General features: G+C 69.8%; 15 protein-coding genes. 5 read left to right on the top strand and 10 right to left on the bottom strand.

Features of this window, described 5'->3' with window-relative positions; translation table 11 throughout:
• Positions 1-5 precede the first annotated feature (5 nt).
• Both B0B14_RS01710 and B0B14_RS01705 read right to left on the bottom strand, forming a co-directional pair.
• Positions 6-992 carry an aldo/keto reductase gene (locus B0B14_RS01710; RefSeq protein WP_076681211.1) on the bottom strand — a complete coding sequence of 329 codons (987 nt, stop codon included), beginning with the start codon at positions 990-992 and terminating at the stop codon, positions 6-8.
• 5 nt (positions 993-997) lie between these two features.
• Complete coding sequence (locus tag B0B14_RS01705) at positions 998-1,306, bottom strand: putative quinol monooxygenase (protein ID WP_076679693.1); 309 nt, start codon at positions 1,304-1,306, stop codon at positions 998-1,000.
• Between the two features lie 182 nt (positions 1,307-1,488).
• Here B0B14_RS01705 and B0B14_RS01700 point away from each other — a divergent pair, with 182 nt between their 5' ends.
• Positions 1,489-2,286 (top strand): siderophore-interacting protein, encoded by a 798-nt coding sequence (locus B0B14_RS01700; protein ID WP_076679690.1) that lies wholly within the window; start codon positions 1,489-1,491, stop codon positions 2,284-2,286.
• Positions 2,287-2,349: 63 nt separating this feature from the next.
• Positions 2,350-2,961, top strand: a complete 612-nt coding sequence (locus tag B0B14_RS01695; protein WP_076679686.1) for a TetR/AcrR family transcriptional regulator — start codon at positions 2,350-2,352, stop codon at positions 2,959-2,961.
• A gap of 67 nt (positions 2,962-3,028) precedes the next feature.
• Here B0B14_RS01695 and B0B14_RS01690 read toward each other — a convergent pair whose 3' ends face one another.
• Together B0B14_RS01690 and B0B14_RS01685 are read right to left on the bottom strand one after the other, a co-directional pair.
• Positions 3,029-4,153 carry a Gfo/Idh/MocA family protein gene (locus B0B14_RS01690; protein WP_076679684.1) on the bottom strand — a complete coding sequence of 375 codons (1,125 nt, stop codon included), beginning with the start codon at positions 4,151-4,153 and terminating at the stop codon, positions 3,029-3,031.
• Positions 4,150-4,974 carry a sugar phosphate isomerase/epimerase family protein gene (locus tag B0B14_RS01685; protein WP_076679683.1) on the bottom strand — a complete coding sequence of 275 codons (825 nt, stop codon included), beginning with the start codon at positions 4,972-4,974 and terminating at the stop codon, positions 4,150-4,152. The genes B0B14_RS01690 and B0B14_RS01685 overlap by 4 nt, the downstream gene beginning before the upstream one ends.
• Before the next feature lie 121 nt (positions 4,975-5,095).
• Here B0B14_RS01685 and B0B14_RS01680 point away from each other — a divergent pair, with 121 nt between their 5' ends.
• Complete coding sequence (locus tag B0B14_RS01680; RefSeq protein WP_076679681.1) at positions 5,096-6,061, top strand: alpha/beta fold hydrolase; 966 nt, start codon at positions 5,096-5,098, stop codon at positions 6,059-6,061.
• 27 nt (positions 6,062-6,088) lie between these two features.
• Here B0B14_RS01680 and B0B14_RS01675 read toward each other — a convergent pair whose 3' ends face one another.
• From B0B14_RS01675 to B0B14_RS01655, 5 genes are all read right to left on the bottom strand, one after another.
• Entirely contained in the window at positions 6,089-7,495 is a 1,407-nt protein-coding gene (locus B0B14_RS01675; protein ID WP_076679680.1) for an NAD(P)/FAD-dependent oxidoreductase, read from the bottom strand.
• Positions 7,492-7,887: a cupin domain-containing protein gene (locus tag B0B14_RS01670; protein ID WP_076679679.1), complete on the bottom strand. Its 396-nt coding sequence runs from the start codon at positions 7,885-7,887 to the stop codon at positions 7,492-7,494. Before B0B14_RS01670 ends, B0B14_RS01675 begins: the two co-directional genes overlap by 4 nt.
• Positions 7,888-7,947: 60 nt before the next feature.
• Positions 7,948-9,075 (bottom strand): hypothetical protein, encoded by a 1,128-nt coding sequence (locus B0B14_RS01665; RefSeq protein WP_076679678.1) that lies wholly within the window; start codon positions 9,073-9,075, stop codon positions 7,948-7,950.
• An 89-nt stretch (positions 9,076-9,164) separates the two neighbouring features.
• A complete protein-coding gene (locus B0B14_RS01660) occupies positions 9,165-9,854 on the bottom strand; it encodes an SGNH/GDSL hydrolase family protein (protein WP_076679677.1) in 690 nt (229 codons plus the stop codon).
• 45 nt (positions 9,855-9,899) lie between these two features.
• Positions 9,900-11,084 (bottom strand): alcohol dehydrogenase catalytic domain-containing protein, encoded by a 1,185-nt coding sequence (locus B0B14_RS01655; protein WP_076681210.1) that lies wholly within the window; start codon positions 11,082-11,084, stop codon positions 9,900-9,902.
• Positions 11,085-11,298: 214 nt separating this feature from the next.
• On the opposite strand from B0B14_RS01655, the gene B0B14_RS01650 reads away from it, so the two are divergent.
• Both B0B14_RS01650 and B0B14_RS01645 read left to right on the top strand, forming a co-directional pair.
• A complete protein-coding gene (locus B0B14_RS01650) occupies positions 11,299-11,754 on the top strand; it encodes an SRPBCC family protein (protein WP_076679676.1) in 456 nt (151 codons plus the stop codon).
• Positions 11,755-11,807: 53 nt separating this feature from the next.
• A complete protein-coding gene (locus B0B14_RS01645; RefSeq protein ID WP_076679675.1) occupies positions 11,808-12,515 on the top strand; it encodes a GAF and ANTAR domain-containing protein in 708 nt (235 codons plus the stop codon).
• Between the two features lie 47 nt (positions 12,516-12,562).
• On the opposite strand, the gene B0B14_RS01640 is transcribed toward B0B14_RS01645, so the two are convergent.
• Positions 12,563-14,686 (bottom strand): putative Ig domain-containing protein, encoded by a 2,124-nt coding sequence (locus B0B14_RS01640; protein ID WP_076679674.1) that lies wholly within the window; start codon positions 14,684-14,686, stop codon positions 12,563-12,565.
• Positions 14,687-14,729 lie beyond the last annotated feature (43 nt).

Here is a 14,729-nt window from a genome sequence, read left to right as displayed (position 1 = left end):
GCCGACTACCAGGCGTAGGCTTCGGGCGCCTGCCCTCCGGGACCGGGGAACATCTCATCGAGGGCGGCGAGATCGTCGTCGCCGAGACGGATGTCGACCGCGGCGACGGCGGACTCGAGCTGGTCGATCGTGCGCGGGCCGATGATCGGGGCGGTCACTCCCGGTCGGTGCAGCAGCCACGCGACGCCGAGGGACGCGGGCGTCCAGCCCCGCTCGCGCGCGAACGACTCGTAGGCCTCGAGCTGGTCGGCGCGCTTCTCGCGCGCCGACACCGATGCGCTGCCGGACGAGCGCGCATTGCCGCCCTTGGGCGGACCGCTCAGGAGGCCGCCGGCCAACGGCGACCAGGGCAGGATGCCGAGGCCGTAGTGCTGCGCGGCGGGGATGACCTCGAGCTCGATCGAGCGCTGCACGAGGTTGTAGAGGGACTGCTCGCTCACGAGCCCGAGGAAGTGGCGCTGCTGCGCGATCTCGTTCGCCTGGGCGATGTTCCACGCGGCGAAGTTCGAGCTGCCCGTGTAGACGACCTCGCCCTTCGCGACGAGCACCTCCATGGACTGCCAGAGCTCGGGCCACGGGATGTGCCGATCGATGTGGTGGAACTGGTAGAGATCGATGCGGTCGGTCTGCAGTCGCCGAAGCGACCCGATCGCCTCGCGCCGCACCTGCCACGCCGACGCGCCGCGGGCGTTGACGACATCGCCGTCGGGGCCTGGATCCACCATCGGCGAATGCACCTTGGTCGCCAGGACGATGTCGTCGCGCACACCGGGTCGAGCGGTGAGCCAGCGCCCGATGATCTCCTCGGTGACCCCGCGTCCGCCCGCGCCGCCGTAGCCGTTCGCGGTGTCGATGAAGTTGATGCCGAGCTCGAGCGCGCGGTCGAGGATCGCGAACGAATCCTCTTCGCTCGTGCGATCGCCGAAGTTCATGGTGCCGAGGGCGAGCCTCGAGACGGAGGTTCCGGTGCGGCCCAGAGACGTGTACTGCATGGCCATCAGACGGTCCCCCGGTAGTCGCCGAAGGAGAGTGGCCGCACGACGGTGACCGCCGCGGGCTCCTGGAGGAGATCGCCGATGCGCGCGTTCAGATCGGCGATGACCGGGCCCGCGCCGTGCGCCGCGAGGTCTTCGGCCGTCTCCCACTTCTCCACGAACACGAGCGAGCCGTCATCGGCCTCGTGGAGCGCGTAGAGCAGGCAGCCGTCTTCGCGGTGCACCTGGGGGATGATCTCGGCGAGGACGGCCGTGACGGCCTCCTTCTCGCCGGCTCGGGGACGCAGGACTGCGGTGACCACGACGGACATGTCGCACCTCTTCATTGCCGGTGATGTGGATGCCTCCACCGCGGACTGCGGCAGAAAACGATATCTCCACCCTATCCGCGACCTGCGACATGCGCTCCGACGCATCGGATCCCCTTCTCCCCGGCCCACCCGTAGGCTCGAAGACGTCGCGTCATCCGCGGCATCCGGCCCGGGAGGACCCCATGACCACTGAGCTCATCGTGACCGGGAGCGACTGGATCACGCCCGCGGTGAAGCGCATCTTCTTCCGCAGCGACGACCTGTCCGCTTTCGCGGGGAGCCGCTTCACCGATCGCTATGTGAAGCTCGTCTTCCCCCCGCCGGGCGTCGTCTACCCGCGCCCGATCGACGTGCGCGCGCTCCGGGGGACGATCCCGCCAGAAGACATGCCCGTCGTACGCACCTACACGGCGCTGTTCCCCGATCTCGAGGCCGGCACGCTCGCGATCGACTTCGTCCTCCACGGCGACGAGGGCGTGGCGGGCCCCTGGGCCGCCCGCGCAGAGCCCGGCGACATCCTCCTGGTCAACGGTCCCGGCGGAGCGTACGCGCCGGATCCCGGCGCCGACTGGCACCTGCTCGTGGGAGACGAATCGGCTCTCCCGGCGATCGACGCCGCCCTGAATGCCCTCGCTCCGGATGCCGTCGCCCGCGTCGTCCTCCAGGTCGACCGGCTCGGCGACGAGCCCACCCTCGGCCTCCCCGAGCACGCCACCGTGTCGTACGTCTACCGGTCGGAGGACGAGAGCCTGATCGATGCCGTCCGAGCCCTTCCCTGGCCCGACGGACGCGTCCACGCGTTCGTGCACGGCGAGGCGCAGGAGGTCATGCACGGCATCCGCCCCCATCTCCTCGTCGAACGAGGACTCGGACGCGATCAGATCTCGATCTCCGGCTATTGGCGTCGAGGCCGCACCGAAGACGCGTTCCGCGTCTGGAAGTCCGAGCTCGCGCGTGCGGAGGAGTCGGCGAGCGCCTGAATCCGCGGGTCCATTTACCTCCAATCGGAGGTTTTCGCACCCGATCCTCGCTATCATCGGAGCATGTCCGAGTCCCCCGCCGAACCGTCGCGCTCGCGGGGGAGCTATCCCAAGGGCATCGCTCGGCGGCAGGAGATCCTCGACAAGGCGATCGAGGTCTTCGCCCAGCGCGGCGCACGCAAGACGAGCCTGCGCGCGATCGCGCAGGAGGTCGGCGTGACGCACGCCGCCCTGACCCACTACTTCGGCTCGCTCGACGAGCTGCTCGTCGCGGTGTACCGCGAGTCCGAGCGGCGATCCGACGGCGACAACCGGCCGCGCCCCGATGTGAGCCCCGCCGAGATGATGCGCATCTCCGCCGAGCAGAACCGCAGCATCCCGGGTCTCGTCCAGCTGTACTCGACCCTGGTGGCCGCCGCACTGGAAGACAACCACCCCGCGGCGCAGCGGTTCGCCACCGAGCGGTTCGCACGGCTGCGCGTCGAGATGGGCGACCGCGTGCGGCGCCTGCAGGAGCAGGGGCAGCTCCGCGACGACCTCGATCCGCAGCTCGTGGCCGCGCTCGTGATCGCCGCCTCCGACGGACTGCAGGCGCAGTGGCTCCTCGAGCCGACCGTCGACCACGAGGCCGCCCTGGCGATGCTCGACCGGCTTCTGGGAGCCCCGCGGGCCTGACGACCCGTCGACAGGCCCGCGGGCCGGTCGGCACGATGGCCGGCCGACCCGCGGGCGATGTGGACGACTACAGGGTCGCGGCGAACGGGTCGAACCCGTCCGGAAGCAGCGGCACGGGTGCGACCGTGCTCTCGACCGTGACGGTGCGTCCGGTCGCAGCCGCCTCCTGAGCGGACAGCAGGATGTCGAGCACGTGGAAGCCGAGATCGCCGGAGGCGACGTGCGGGCGGCCGTCGGCGATCGCGCGCACCATGTCGAGCGCGCCGATCCCCCGACCGACCTCGATGTCGTCGTGCGCGACCTCGATCCACTCCTGCTCGAAAGACATCCCGTCGCGGATGACGCCGAGCGGCTTCACGTACGCGATGCGTCCGGAGAAGCGGTTCGGGTCGGGGATGACGATCGAGCCGTCGGTCCCGTGGATCTCGACGATGCCGTGCCGCTCGAGCGCGGAGTCGAAGCTCAGCAGGCTCTGCGCCTGCGCGCCCTGCTCGAACGCCGTCACGATCTGGATCGTCGAGGGGACCTCCACCGGGAATGTGGTGCCCGCGTCGGGCCCGGCGTGGATGACGCGCTCCTCGCGCGCCTTCGTGCCCACCGCCGAGACCCGGTCGACCGGGCCGAGGAGGCTCACGAGGGCGGAGAAGTAGTACGGGCCCATGTCGAGCAGCGGTCCCGCGCCCTCGGCGAAGAGGAACGCTGGGCTCGGATGCCAGAGGTCGGGACCCTGCGTCTGGAACACCGTCTGCGCGAAGAGCGGTCGTCCGATCACTCCGCTGTCGATCGCCCGTCGCACCGCCTGGAAGGCCGGTCCGAGGAGGGTGTCGGGTGCGGATCCGATGCGCAGCCCGGCCGCGGACGCCTCGCGCAGCAGCTCGGCGGCGGCTTCGCGATCGAGCCCGAGGGGCTTCTCGGTCCAGACGTGCTTGCCCGCGGCGATCGCGGCGCGCGAGACCTCGATGTGAGCGGCCGGCACCGTCAGGTTCACGACGAGATCGACGCCTTCGTGCGCGAGTACGTCCTCTGCCGAGCCGAAGGCCGGGATGCCGTGCTTCTCGGCCTGCGCCTGGGCGCGGTCCAGCAGCAGGTCGCCGACGATGAGCACCTCGACGTCGGGGAACGAGGCGAGGTTCTCCAGGTACGTGTCGCTGATGACTCCGACGCCGATGACGCCGATTCCGACGGCGCTCACCGGACGAATCCTCCGTCGCGCAGGAAGGCGTAGCTGGCGGCGACGTCGGCGAAGACGTCGCCCGGCGCGTTGTCGTACTCGATGACGGCGTACTTCAGAGCCGTCGCGGCACGCAGCGCCTCGGCGAGAGGCACCTCCCCCTCACCGGCGCGGCGCTGGTCGAGGCTCTCGGAGCCGAAGGCCTCCGCATCCGGACCGAACGGATTGGTCGCCGGTGCGATGCCGTCCTTGACGTGCACGGCGACGAGGCGGTCGCCCAGGCGCGAGACGAGGCCGACGACGTCCTGGCCGCCGGTCAGCGCCCAGTAGAGGTCGAGCTCGATGACGACGCGCTCGTCGGTCAGGGCGACGAAGCGCTCATAGGCGCTCTGGCCGTCGAAGTCGGCGACGAACTCCTGGGCGTGGTTGTGGTAGCCGACCTCGAGGCCGAACCCGGCGGCGACGTCGACGAGCCTGTTGAGCCGCTCGGCGATGTCGGCCACACCGTCGAGGGTGAACCACCGCTCGCGAGCGACGAACGGGTCGATGACGGTCTTCATGCCGATCTTCGCGGCGGCTTCGAACACGACCTCGGGCGCAGGGGTGGGGATCGATCCATCGGGCGTCCACAGCTCGTCGGAGAGCAGCGGCGCGTGCCCGGTCGGCGAGGCGAGGCCTGCGGCGTCGAGCGCCGCGCGGATCTCGTCGGGTCGACGGACGAAGTCGAACGCCTCGACGTTGCGCAGCCCGATCTCGGCGAGCTTGTCGAGCGAACCTCCCATGTCGGCGGAGAACTCGTCCTTGAGTGTGTAGAGCTGGACTGAGGCTTCGGGCAGGGCCACGATGACCTTCCTTTCATGCGCGTGATGCGGGCAGCCGACGCCGCCCGGTGTCAGAGTATCAGAAACCTCCATGCGGAAGTTATTGTTTCTCGACCCGTCAGTCGCCTGCGAAAATGGAGGGATGGCAGACCTCCCGGACGCGATAGACGTGACGGTCGAGCATGTCCGCGACGGAGAGGCCACGACGCGCGTGACGCGCGTGGCCACCTCGGGCGCCGAGCCCGGCCGGGCGTTCGTCCTCGTGGCGGGCGTCGGCGTCGCGGCGACGTACTTCGAGTTCCTGGCACCCGTCCTGGCGCTCCGCGGCGACGTGTACGCCCTGGATCTGCCGGGCTTCGCGGGGATGCCGAGGGGTGACGCTCAGCCCACGACGTCGTACTTCGCCGACCAGGTCGAGGCCGTGCTCGACAGGTACGGGCTGGAGAACCCCGTCCTGATCGGGCATTCGATGGGAACGCAGGTCGTGACCGAGGTGCTCGTCCGCCGGTCCGACCTCACCCATGCGGTACTCGTGAGCCCTGTCATCAACGAGGCCGAATCGTCGATCGCGCTCGTCGCGATCCGCTTCCTCCAATCCGCCCTGCGGGAATCGTTCCATCTCGCGATGACGGCCCTGTCGGCGTACGTGCTGTGCGGCGCGGTCTACTTCCTCACGGTGCTGCCGCACGTGCTGAGGTACCGCCTCACCGAACGGCTCCGCCTCGTCCGCGCGCGTACGCTCCTCATCCGCGGCGAGTTCGATCGCACATCGCCGCGGCGCTTCCACTCCCGTCTCGTGACGGCCGCTCCGGATGCCTGGCGGTGGGAGATCGAGGGCGCCGCGCACTCCATCATCAACGGGCACGCGGTCGGCGTCGCGGAACTGACCGTGCGGCACCTCGACGGCGAACTCGCTCGCCGCGGACGGATGCCGTCCGCGGAGGCCGAAGTCCCGCCGGCGCGGCACGCCGACGTGCGGATGATCCTCGACGCCGTCCGCGCACGGGTCATCGAGTGGGTCAGCGCCCTGCGCCGCGACGAGCGCGGCGTCGCTCGGGCGAAGGCAGAGCACGCCCGCATCCTGTGGCGGGCCTACGCGGGGCGATAGCCGGCGCGGGAGGGCGTGGCATCCGGATCAGGAGTCGAATCCCACGCCGAACAGGCCGGCGAGCCGCAGCAGCGGACCGTCCTTGCCCCCGTTCGCGTCCGAGCGCGCGACGGCGCGACGCATCGTCTGGATGAGCGGATACGCGATCGGCTCGGGCGGAATCGGCACCGGCAGCCGGCGCGACACCGTGAGGCGGGTGCGGTCGGTGTCGGCCCCGTCGAGGAAGTCGAGCATCGTCTGCGCGCCGAACCTCGTGGCCGCGACGCCGAGCCCGGTGAAGCCGGCGCTGTAGGCGACCCGACGATCCGCGGTCGCCCCGTGGAAGGCCACGAGCCGGGTCGACATGTCGATCATCCCGCCCCACTTGTGGCTGAAGCCGACACCCGTGAGGCTCGGGAACGTCTGGTAGAGGTGGTCGGCGAGACGCTCGAACGTCTCGTCGCGCTGATCCTGCGCGTCGCGGATGCGGCGGCCTCGGTGGTACACCGCGTCGTACCCGCCGAACAGGATGCGATCGTCGCGGGTCTTCCGGTAGTAGTGGAACTCCCGGCCCGAGTCGGTGATGCCGTGCCGGCCCGTCCATCCGATCGCCTCCAGCTGGGCGGCGGTGAGCGGCTCGGTCATGAGGACGTAGTCGTAGATCGGGACGGTGAACAGCCGCAGGCGCTTCAGGAGCGAGGGGAACCCGTTGGTGGCGAGCGCGACCTGCGCAGCGCGGATCGTGCCGTTCGGCGTCGTGATGGCGCGACCCGCCGTCGCGCGGGTCATCGACAGGGCCGGGGTGTTCTCGTGGATCTCGACGCCGAGGCGCTCCGCGGCCGCGGCGAGCCCCCACGCGAGCTTCGCCGGGTGCACGAAGGCGTTGCCGTGTGCGCTCAGGATGCCGGCACGGAACAGCGGAGACCTCCCGTAGCGTGCGAGCTCCTCGCCTTCGAGCACGGGGTCGGCGTCCTCGCGCATCGCGTCGACCTGGTAGGGCTCGGTGGCGACGGTGAGGGTCGGCTCGATCTCGAGCTCGGCGTCGATGCCGTACCGCTCGATGGCCTCGACGAAGCCCGCGAAGTTCTGCTCGGCCAGGGCGTCCAGCACCGGCAGCTCGTCACGGAAGTGGAGCTCGCCGTTCTCGGGCCCGTGGGTCAGGCTCGCCTCGACGAAGCCGCCGTTGCGACCGCTCGCCGCCCAGCCGATGCGGCGGCCTTCCAGCAGCACGACGCGTCGCGCGGGGGTGCGCTCCTTCGCGAGCAGTGCGGTCCAGAGCCCCGCGTAGCCACCCCCGACGACGACGAGGTCGGCATGGGCGTCGCCCTCCAGCCGGGCGCGCGGCGCCGGACGGTCCGGGTCGTCCAGCCAGAATGACGTCGGTCGCGCATCGCGGAGCGCGGAGCGCAGCAGGCCCGCATCGTGGCGCAGCTCGTGCCCGTAGGTGGTGGTCATCGCTCTCCCTGTCCCCTCGCCAGCGCTGAGGACGGCGGGGGGAGGAGGTAGACCTTGCGCAGCGTCGAGGTCACGTGCCACCGCGTACGCATCCCCGCCGACAGCCGGCAGAGCGCACCGGGAGCCAGCTCGATCGTGCGCTCCCCGTCGTCCGCGAAGAGCGTGACGGTGGCATGCCCCGAGAGCACGATGAAGGCCTCATCGACCTCCACGTCGTCCATGCGCCCTTCCGTCATCTCCCAGACGCCGAGCTCGGCGCCCCACAGTGCACCGACGGTCGCGGAGCCCGCCTCCACTGTGGAGCCGGCTGCGTCGGGGCCGGTCTCCACCGGCAGGCGATCGAGGGGCACACGGCCGAGATCGACGCTGACGAAGGTCTCGAGTTCGCGCATGTCCCGACGCTATCCGGATCGGGCCGTCCTGCCTACCGTTCGCGCGCGATCCGGGTGCTGTCAGCGCTGCTCGTCGGACCACCCGTAGGGACCGAACGACACGCGTGCTCCAGTGAGGGAGACGAGGATCGCGCTCACGAGGCCGCGGTCGTACTCGACGACGAGGTCGCGCGCACCGTAGCGGAAGAGGTCTCGACCGCCGCTCGTGCTCGCGGGGGCACCGAGCGCGCGAAGGAGGCTCACGCGCGACGCGGGCCAGACGAGCCCGGAGATCAAGTCATCGGGGTTCCGGTAGACCGTGCCGTCCGGGCCCGCCGCCAACCGGAGGCGCACCCCGACGACCCGGCCGGAGTCGACCCGCACGTCGACTCCCCCGTCGAATTCGACCAATCGCCCGGTCGACACGGATCCCGCCCGCCCGGGGCTCTCGCTCCCCGCGAGCTGCGCCACCCGCAGGTAGGCGGTCCCGTGCTCAGGCTCGCCGAGCGCGTCGAGGAAGTCGCGGATCCGCCCGTCCGGCGCGGGGCGCGGTGGGGCGGGCGTGAGGGAGACCGCCACGAGCCCGTCATCGACGAAGACGAGCCGCAGGTGGTGTCCTTCGACGGCGAACACGTCCTCCTCGCCCGCGATCGGACCTCCGATCACGGAACGCGCCCGATCGAGGTCGCTGCCCGCGGTCAGGCCGCTGATCAGAGCCGCCGGACGCGGGTGCGCTCCCTCGCCGGTCAGACGGAGGGTGATCGCCACGATGACGCCGGATGCCTCGGTGATGATCGCGCGTCCCGCCGCGAGCGCGTCCGCGATCCGCGCCTCGTTGCTGTCCGTCGCCGTTCCGAGGGCATCGACGTGACGCCAGAGCTCTCCGGCGAATCGGGGCGGGACCGCACGGCCGGGCAGGGGATGCCAGCACTCCGGGCGCCACGTCGGCGTGGTGCCCGGATCGAAGAGCAGGAGATCTCCGTGCTCGCCGCGCCAGCACTCCCCCTCGAACGAACCGAGCTCGTTGCGGAAGGCGGCCGGGTACTGCTCGTCCGTCAACGCGAACAGGGCATCCGCCGACCCGTGCCCGATCTGCCGGTCGACGCCGACCCACGCGCGCCCCGACGACACCTCGACGCCGATGCTCGGGCGCTGACCGGTCTGCACGAAGCACCGCGTGTCGGGCTTCCGCGGGGTGTTCTTCGACACGTGTCCTCTTCCTATCCCGCGTGCGTCCGGCGCGATCCTTCCAGGGTAGGCGTGGGAAGACCGCGATCGTGCCCGCCCGCGCACCGCGTCTACAGCGGCGGATCGAGTCGTCGCAGCGCCTCGTCCATGCGGGCGGCCATCTCGGCGTAACCCCTGTCGTTCGGATGCAGTCCGTCGGCCGCCATCCAGCTGTCGGCGTCGTCGGCGTAGTGGCCGTCGAGCCAGCGGCTCGCACCGGGGATGACGTCGGCGTCGATCACCGCGGCTTCGTCGCGCACCCAGCCGATGATCGTGTCCACCGATCCCGGCCGGTCGCTCGTGTACCAGAACGGCTCGACCACGACGATCCGAGCCTCGGGCAGCGCCTCGCGCAGGCGGGTGAGATCGGTGCGGATGGCGGCGCGGATGCGGTCGTGGGCGCGACCGAAGCTGAAGTTGTCATTGAGGCCCATCGTGACCATCACGATGTCGGGGTCCTGCGCGATGATCTGATCGGGCAGATCCCCGTCGCCGACGACGGTCCGGTTGTTGACGAAGCCGAGACCGTTGACACTCGGATTGAACTCCCGCCATCCGCGCTCCGTCGAGATGATCGACGACCACCGGGCCGACGGATCGCTCGCGCCTGTGCCGAGGGTGTACGAGTCTCCGTAGAACGCGACGACCGGTCCGTCACCGGGAGGCGGCCCCGCGGCATCCGTCGCCGCGCAGCCCGACAGGGTCAGCCCGAGCGCGACGAGGCCCCCGATGAGCGCGGTGACGGATCCGAATCGACGCATACTCCATCTTCGTCGCCCGACCCGCTCCGGATGGGTCGGCGACAGCTACCCTTCAGCAGGATTGAGCACGACCTTGATGCAGCCGTCGGTCTTCTTCTGGAACGTCTCGTAGAGGGCGGGCGCCTCCGCGAGCGGCGCGTGGTGGGTCACGAGATCCATCACGCCGAACGGGTCGGCAGGATCCTCCACGAGCGGAAGGAGGTCATCGACCCAGCGCTTCACGTTGCACTGGCCCATGCGCAGACCGATCTGCTTGTCGAACATCGTCTTCATCGGGAGGACATCCGCCTCACCGGCGTAGACGCCGCTCAACGACACGGTCCCGCCGCGCCGCACCAGATCGATCGACGCATAGACGGCAGCGAGACGGTCGAGGCCGGCCTTGTCCATGAGGGGCTGGGCGACCGCGTCGGGCAGGAGGCCGATCGCGCTCTGAGCGAGCTTCACGCCCGGATTGCCGTGGGCCTCCATGCCGACAGCGTCGACGACCGCATCCGCCCCGCGCCCGTCGGTGAGGTCGCGGAGCTCATCGACCACCGTGTCCGTCAGGTCGTAGGCGAGCACGCCGTGACGCTCGGCCATCTCGCGACGCTCGCGCTCGGGATCGATCGCGAGCACGCGGTAGCCCCGGTGCACGCCGATGCGGGCTGCGAACTGGCCCACCGGGCCGAGCCCCATGACGGCGAGGGTGCCGCCCTCAGGGACGTTCGCGTACTCGACGCCCTGCCAGGCCGTGGGGAGGATGTCGCTCAGGAACAGGTAGCGATCGTCGGGCAGATCGTCCCCGACGCGGATGTGATTGTGGTCGGCGAGGGGCACTCGGAGATACTCCGCCTGCCCTCCGGGGATCTGGCCGTAGAGCTTCGTGTACCCGAAGAGGGCGGCGCCGCTGCCGTACTCGCGCACCTGCGTCGTCTCGCACTGCGACTGCAGTCCGCGGCGGCACATGAAGCAGTGGCCGCACGAGATGTTGAAGGGGATGACGACCCGGTCGCCCACCTCGAGGAGCGTGACGTCGGAGCCCACTTCGACCACGATGCCCATGGGCTCGTGCCCGAGGATGTCGCCCCGATCCATGAAGGGGCCGAAGAGCTCGTAGAGGTGAAGGTCCGATCCGCAGATCGCGCTCGACGTGATCTTCACGATGGCGTCGGTCGGATGCTGGATCCGGGGATCCGGAACCTCCTCGACCGCGACCTTCCGCTTGCCCTGCCAGGTGAGTGCCTTCATCGTCATTCCTCTCGTGTCGTGGGGAGTCGATCAACGACAGAGGGACAGCCTCTCCCGGCGCACGGGAGAGACGGCGGGGGTTGTGTCATCCGGATGGATGTGCCAGCACACGCGAAGCGGAGACCGAGGGCGGTGCTCCTGTCAACCCCGGTGCATCTTCCGCTCTGGTGCGTCGTAATGGTGGGGACCAGCCGACCCCGCAGAGGAGCACACCATGGTGCAGATCATCGAGACCATCGACGTCGACGTCCCCGTCCGCGTCTCCTACGACCAGTGGACGCAGTTCGAGAGCTTCCCGCAGTTCCTCGACGAGGTCGAGTCCATCGTCCAGCTCGACGACACCCACACGCACTGGAAAGTGACGGTCGGCGGCTTCGAGCGCGAGTTCGACGCGGAGATCACCGAGCAGCACCCTGACGAGCGTGTCGCGTGGCACAGCACCGGGGGCGAGACCGAGCACGCGGGAGTCGTGACGTTCCACAAGCTGACCGACACCTCGAGTCGCGTGACCGTGCAGCTGGACTGGGAGCCGGAGGGACTCGTCGAGAAGCTCGGTTCGCTGGTCGGAGTCGGTGGACATGCAGTGAAGAAGGACCTGAAGAACTTCAAGAAGTTCATCGAGGCCACCGGCGGCGAGGCCGGCGGCTGGCGGGGCGACGTCGACGCGTAGGGGCACGCGTTCGACCTTCGAGCGCTGAAGAGCCGGTCCTACACTCGGTCACCATGGGCACCCGAGAAGCGGAACTGCTGCGAACGGTCGGGACGCTGGCCGACTCCCTCGTCGACGACTTCGACGTCGTGGATCTGCTCCAGCTCCTGGTCGACGAGTCGGCGAGCATCTTCGACGCCGCCGCAGCAGGCATCCTCCTCGTGAGCCCGAGAGGAGAGCTCGAGGTCATCGTCTCGACGAGCGAGCGCGGCGAGTTCGTCGGTCTGATGCAGCTTCGCGCCGGCCAGGGGCCGTGCGTCGAGGCCATCGAGACGGGGCTCGTGGTGTCCGTCGCCGACCTTCAGCACGTGCAGGAACGGTGGCCGAGGTTCGCCGAAGACGCTCGACGGTCGGGCTACGCGTCGCTGCATGCGATCCCGATGCGACTCCGCGAGTCGACCATCGGCTCTCTCAACCTGTTCCGCGATCGCGTCGGCGACCTCAACGCCGACGACGCGAGCGCCGCCCAGACCCTCGCCGACATCGCGACGATCAGCATCCTCCAGCAGCGCCTCGTAGAGCAGTCCCACCTCGCGCAGGCCCAGCTGCAGCATGCTCTGGACAGCCGCGTGCTGATCGAGCAGGCGAAGGGCCGCATCGCCCAGAGCCACGGACTCGACATGCAGACGGCCTTCCACCGGATGCGAGACCACGCCCGCGCGACGCAGACCCGGCTGGGCACCGTCGCCGCCGACATCGTCGCGGGCAGACTCGCTCTCTAGATCGGGTCCACCCGCAACCGAAGGAGATCACGGCCGGGGTTCACGCTCTATCGACGCAGTCGGCGCCGCACCACGATGGTGACCACTCCGAGGGCGAGCAGCGCCGCTCCGAGGGCAAGGGACGGTGTGCCGTCCGACCCACCGGTCGTCGCGAGAGTCCCGGAGGGCGGGGGCGTCTCCCGTGAGGCGGCCGGAACCACGACCCGATAGAGCTTGGAGTCCGTTCCCGCCGCATTCGTCGCCGTGACGGTGAAATCGAAGGTGCCCGCCATCGTGGGGGTGCCCGAGATGACGCCCGTGACGGAGTCGAGCAGGAGCCCAGGAGGAAGCGCACCGGACGTCACCGTGAACAGGATGGCGGGCGTTCCCGATGCGGTCACGGTGTGGGAGTACGACGAGCCCAGAGTCCCAGCCGGCGGGGGCGGGGAGGTGATCAGCGGCGGGATGATCGGCTCCGTCACGCGGAGTTCGGCAGCGGCGCTCACTGCGACACCCCCGCTGTTCGCGGCGGTGGCGCGGTACAGGCGACCGTCCATCGTCGTGGTGGCGCTGACCGTGATCGACGCGCCGTCGACGGATGTCGTCACTGTGGCGTCGCCCGACACCGGGGCCCATGTGGCCCCGCCGTCGGCGGACACCTCCCACGAGATCGTGGGGGTGGGCGCTCCGGCGCCGACGACCGAGAAGACGGCATCCGTGCCGGACACCACGGTTGCATCGATCGGGTCGGTGATCGTCGGCGGTCCGATGTAGGTGAACCCGTTCACGTACGTGATCGGGGTCTGCTCGATCCCCGCGAACGTCCAGTGGACGACGACGTCCACGGGGCCTGCCGGGTGGGGAGGGGTGACGACATCCCACAGACCGACGGTCGCATTGGGGGCGAGTGAAGTCCCGTCCACCCCGTCGAACGACACGGCCGTGACGACGGCGTCCCACGAGACGATGCGAGGAGTCGCTTCGCCGATGGTCATCGTGCCCAGACCGAGCTGGCCGAAGCTGTTGAGACCCCATGTGTACAGAAGACCATCGGATGTGGTGGCGAAGAGGTGGTCCGTTTCGCCCAGGATGCTGGTGACCACCGTGCCGGCCGGCAGGGCCACCGCCGCCCTGCTCGTCCGGCCGACGAACGTGCCGTCGCCGAGCTGACCGAAGTTGTTGCTGAGAAAGTCCGGACCGTTGCCCCACGAATACACGGTGCCGTCCGAGGCCAGCGCGGTGACGTGGTTCGATCCCAAGAGGACATCCGTGAAGGTCCCTCCCACCGGAGCATTGACCACGAACGGGGCGAGCGCCGAGTTCATGGATCCGCCGCCGGAGGAGATCCCGCCCCAGAGATACAGGTTGCCGTCGGAGCCCAGGGCTGCCGAGGTGTTCTGGCCCGCTTCGACGTGCTCGAAGGTGACGCCGGCGGGAAGCGTGACGGGGACGGGCACGAGACGGGTGGTCGTCGTGCCGTCGCCGAGCTTGCCGAACTGGTTGTTGCCCCAGGCGTACGTCAGTCCATCGGAACCGATCGCGAGCGCGTGCCCGGAACCCACGCTGATCTCGGTGAAGGTCACCCCGGGAGGCATGGAAACGAGCACGGGCGAGGTCCGGTTGACGGTGGAGCCATCACCGAGGATGCCGGGGAGATTCCACCCCCATGCGTACAGATTGCCGTCGGAGCCTCGCGCCATGCTCGAGTTGGTGCCGACGAACAACTCGGTGAACTGAACACCGGGCGGCGTCGCGATCACACCGGGCAGAGATCGGTTCGACGTGGTGCCGTCGCCCAGTTCTCCGGACGCGTTGTAGCCCCAGGAGTACGCACGGCCATCCGAGCCGATGGCGAAGGAGGAGTTGCCGCCCGTCGCGAGGTTCGTGAACGTGACACCGGCAGGCACCGCGATCGGAACCGGAGTCGAACGACTCGTGCTGGTGCCGTCGCCGAGCTGCCCCCACGAATTCCGACCCCACGCATAGGCGACGCCGTCCGCCCCCACCCCGAGCGTCTGGAGACCGTCCGCCGAGACCGGAGTCAGCCCGGAAGGGACGGCGACGGTGACGGTCGTCCCTCCGGACACGGGACCGGAGTCCGGCGTCGGCGCCGCGACGGCGGCGCCTGATCCCAGCAGCACTCCGGTGAGCACCAGCGCGGCGACGATGGTCGCCTTCGTGAAGGACGGCATTGATTCCCCATGATCTCGATCGATGCTCCGAGACCGAGCGCGC

Origin of the sequence: Microbacterium sp. RU33B (assembly GCF_900155915.1) — a bacterium.
In the GTDB taxonomy this organism is placed as follows: Bacteria; Actinomycetota; Actinomycetes; order Actinomycetales; family Microbacteriaceae; genus Microbacterium.
This window is presented reverse-complemented; position numbering and strand designations above follow the sequence as displayed.

What these genes read in the sequence shown, in the direction of transcription:
- B0B14_RS01710 (WP_076681211.1), bottom strand. Translation starts at nt 992, where the DNA reads ATGCAGTACACGTCTCTGGGCCGCACCGGAACCTCCGTCTCGAGGCTC.
- B0B14_RS01705 (WP_076679693.1), bottom strand. Translation starts at nt 1,306, where the DNA reads ATGTCCGTCGTGGTCACCGCAGTCCTGCGTCCCCGAGCCGGCGAGAAG.
- B0B14_RS01700 (WP_076679690.1), top strand. Translation starts at nt 1,489, where the DNA reads ATGACCACTGAGCTCATCGTGACCGGGAGCGACTGGATCACGCCCGCG.
- B0B14_RS01695 (WP_076679686.1), top strand. Translation starts at nt 2,350, where the DNA reads ATGTCCGAGTCCCCCGCCGAACCGTCGCGCTCGCGGGGGAGCTATCCC.
- B0B14_RS01680 (WP_076679681.1), top strand. Translation starts at nt 5,096, where the DNA reads ATGGCAGACCTCCCGGACGCGATAGACGTGACGGTCGAGCATGTCCGC.
- B0B14_RS01675 (WP_076679680.1), bottom strand. Translation starts at nt 7,495, where the DNA reads ATGACCACCACCTACGGGCACGAGCTGCGCCACGATGCGGGCCTGCTG.
- B0B14_RS01670 (WP_076679679.1), bottom strand. Translation starts at nt 7,887, where the DNA reads ATGCGCGAACTCGAGACCTTCGTCAGCGTCGATCTCGGCCGTGTGCCC.
- B0B14_RS01660 (WP_076679677.1), bottom strand. Translation starts at nt 9,854, where the DNA reads ATGCGTCGATTCGGATCCGTCACCGCGCTCATCGGGGGCCTCGTCGCG.
- B0B14_RS01655 (WP_076681210.1), bottom strand. Translation starts at nt 11,084, where the DNA reads ATGAAGGCACTCACCTGGCAGGGCAAGCGGAAGGTCGCGGTCGAGGAG.
- B0B14_RS01650 (WP_076679676.1), top strand. Translation starts at nt 11,299, where the DNA reads ATGGTGCAGATCATCGAGACCATCGACGTCGACGTCCCCGTCCGCGTC.
- B0B14_RS01645 (WP_076679675.1), top strand. Translation starts at nt 11,808, where the DNA reads ATGGGCACCCGAGAAGCGGAACTGCTGCGAACGGTCGGGACGCTGGCC.
- B0B14_RS01640 (WP_076679674.1), bottom strand. Translation starts at nt 14,686, where the DNA reads ATGCCGTCCTTCACGAAGGCGACCATCGTCGCCGCGCTGGTGCTCACC.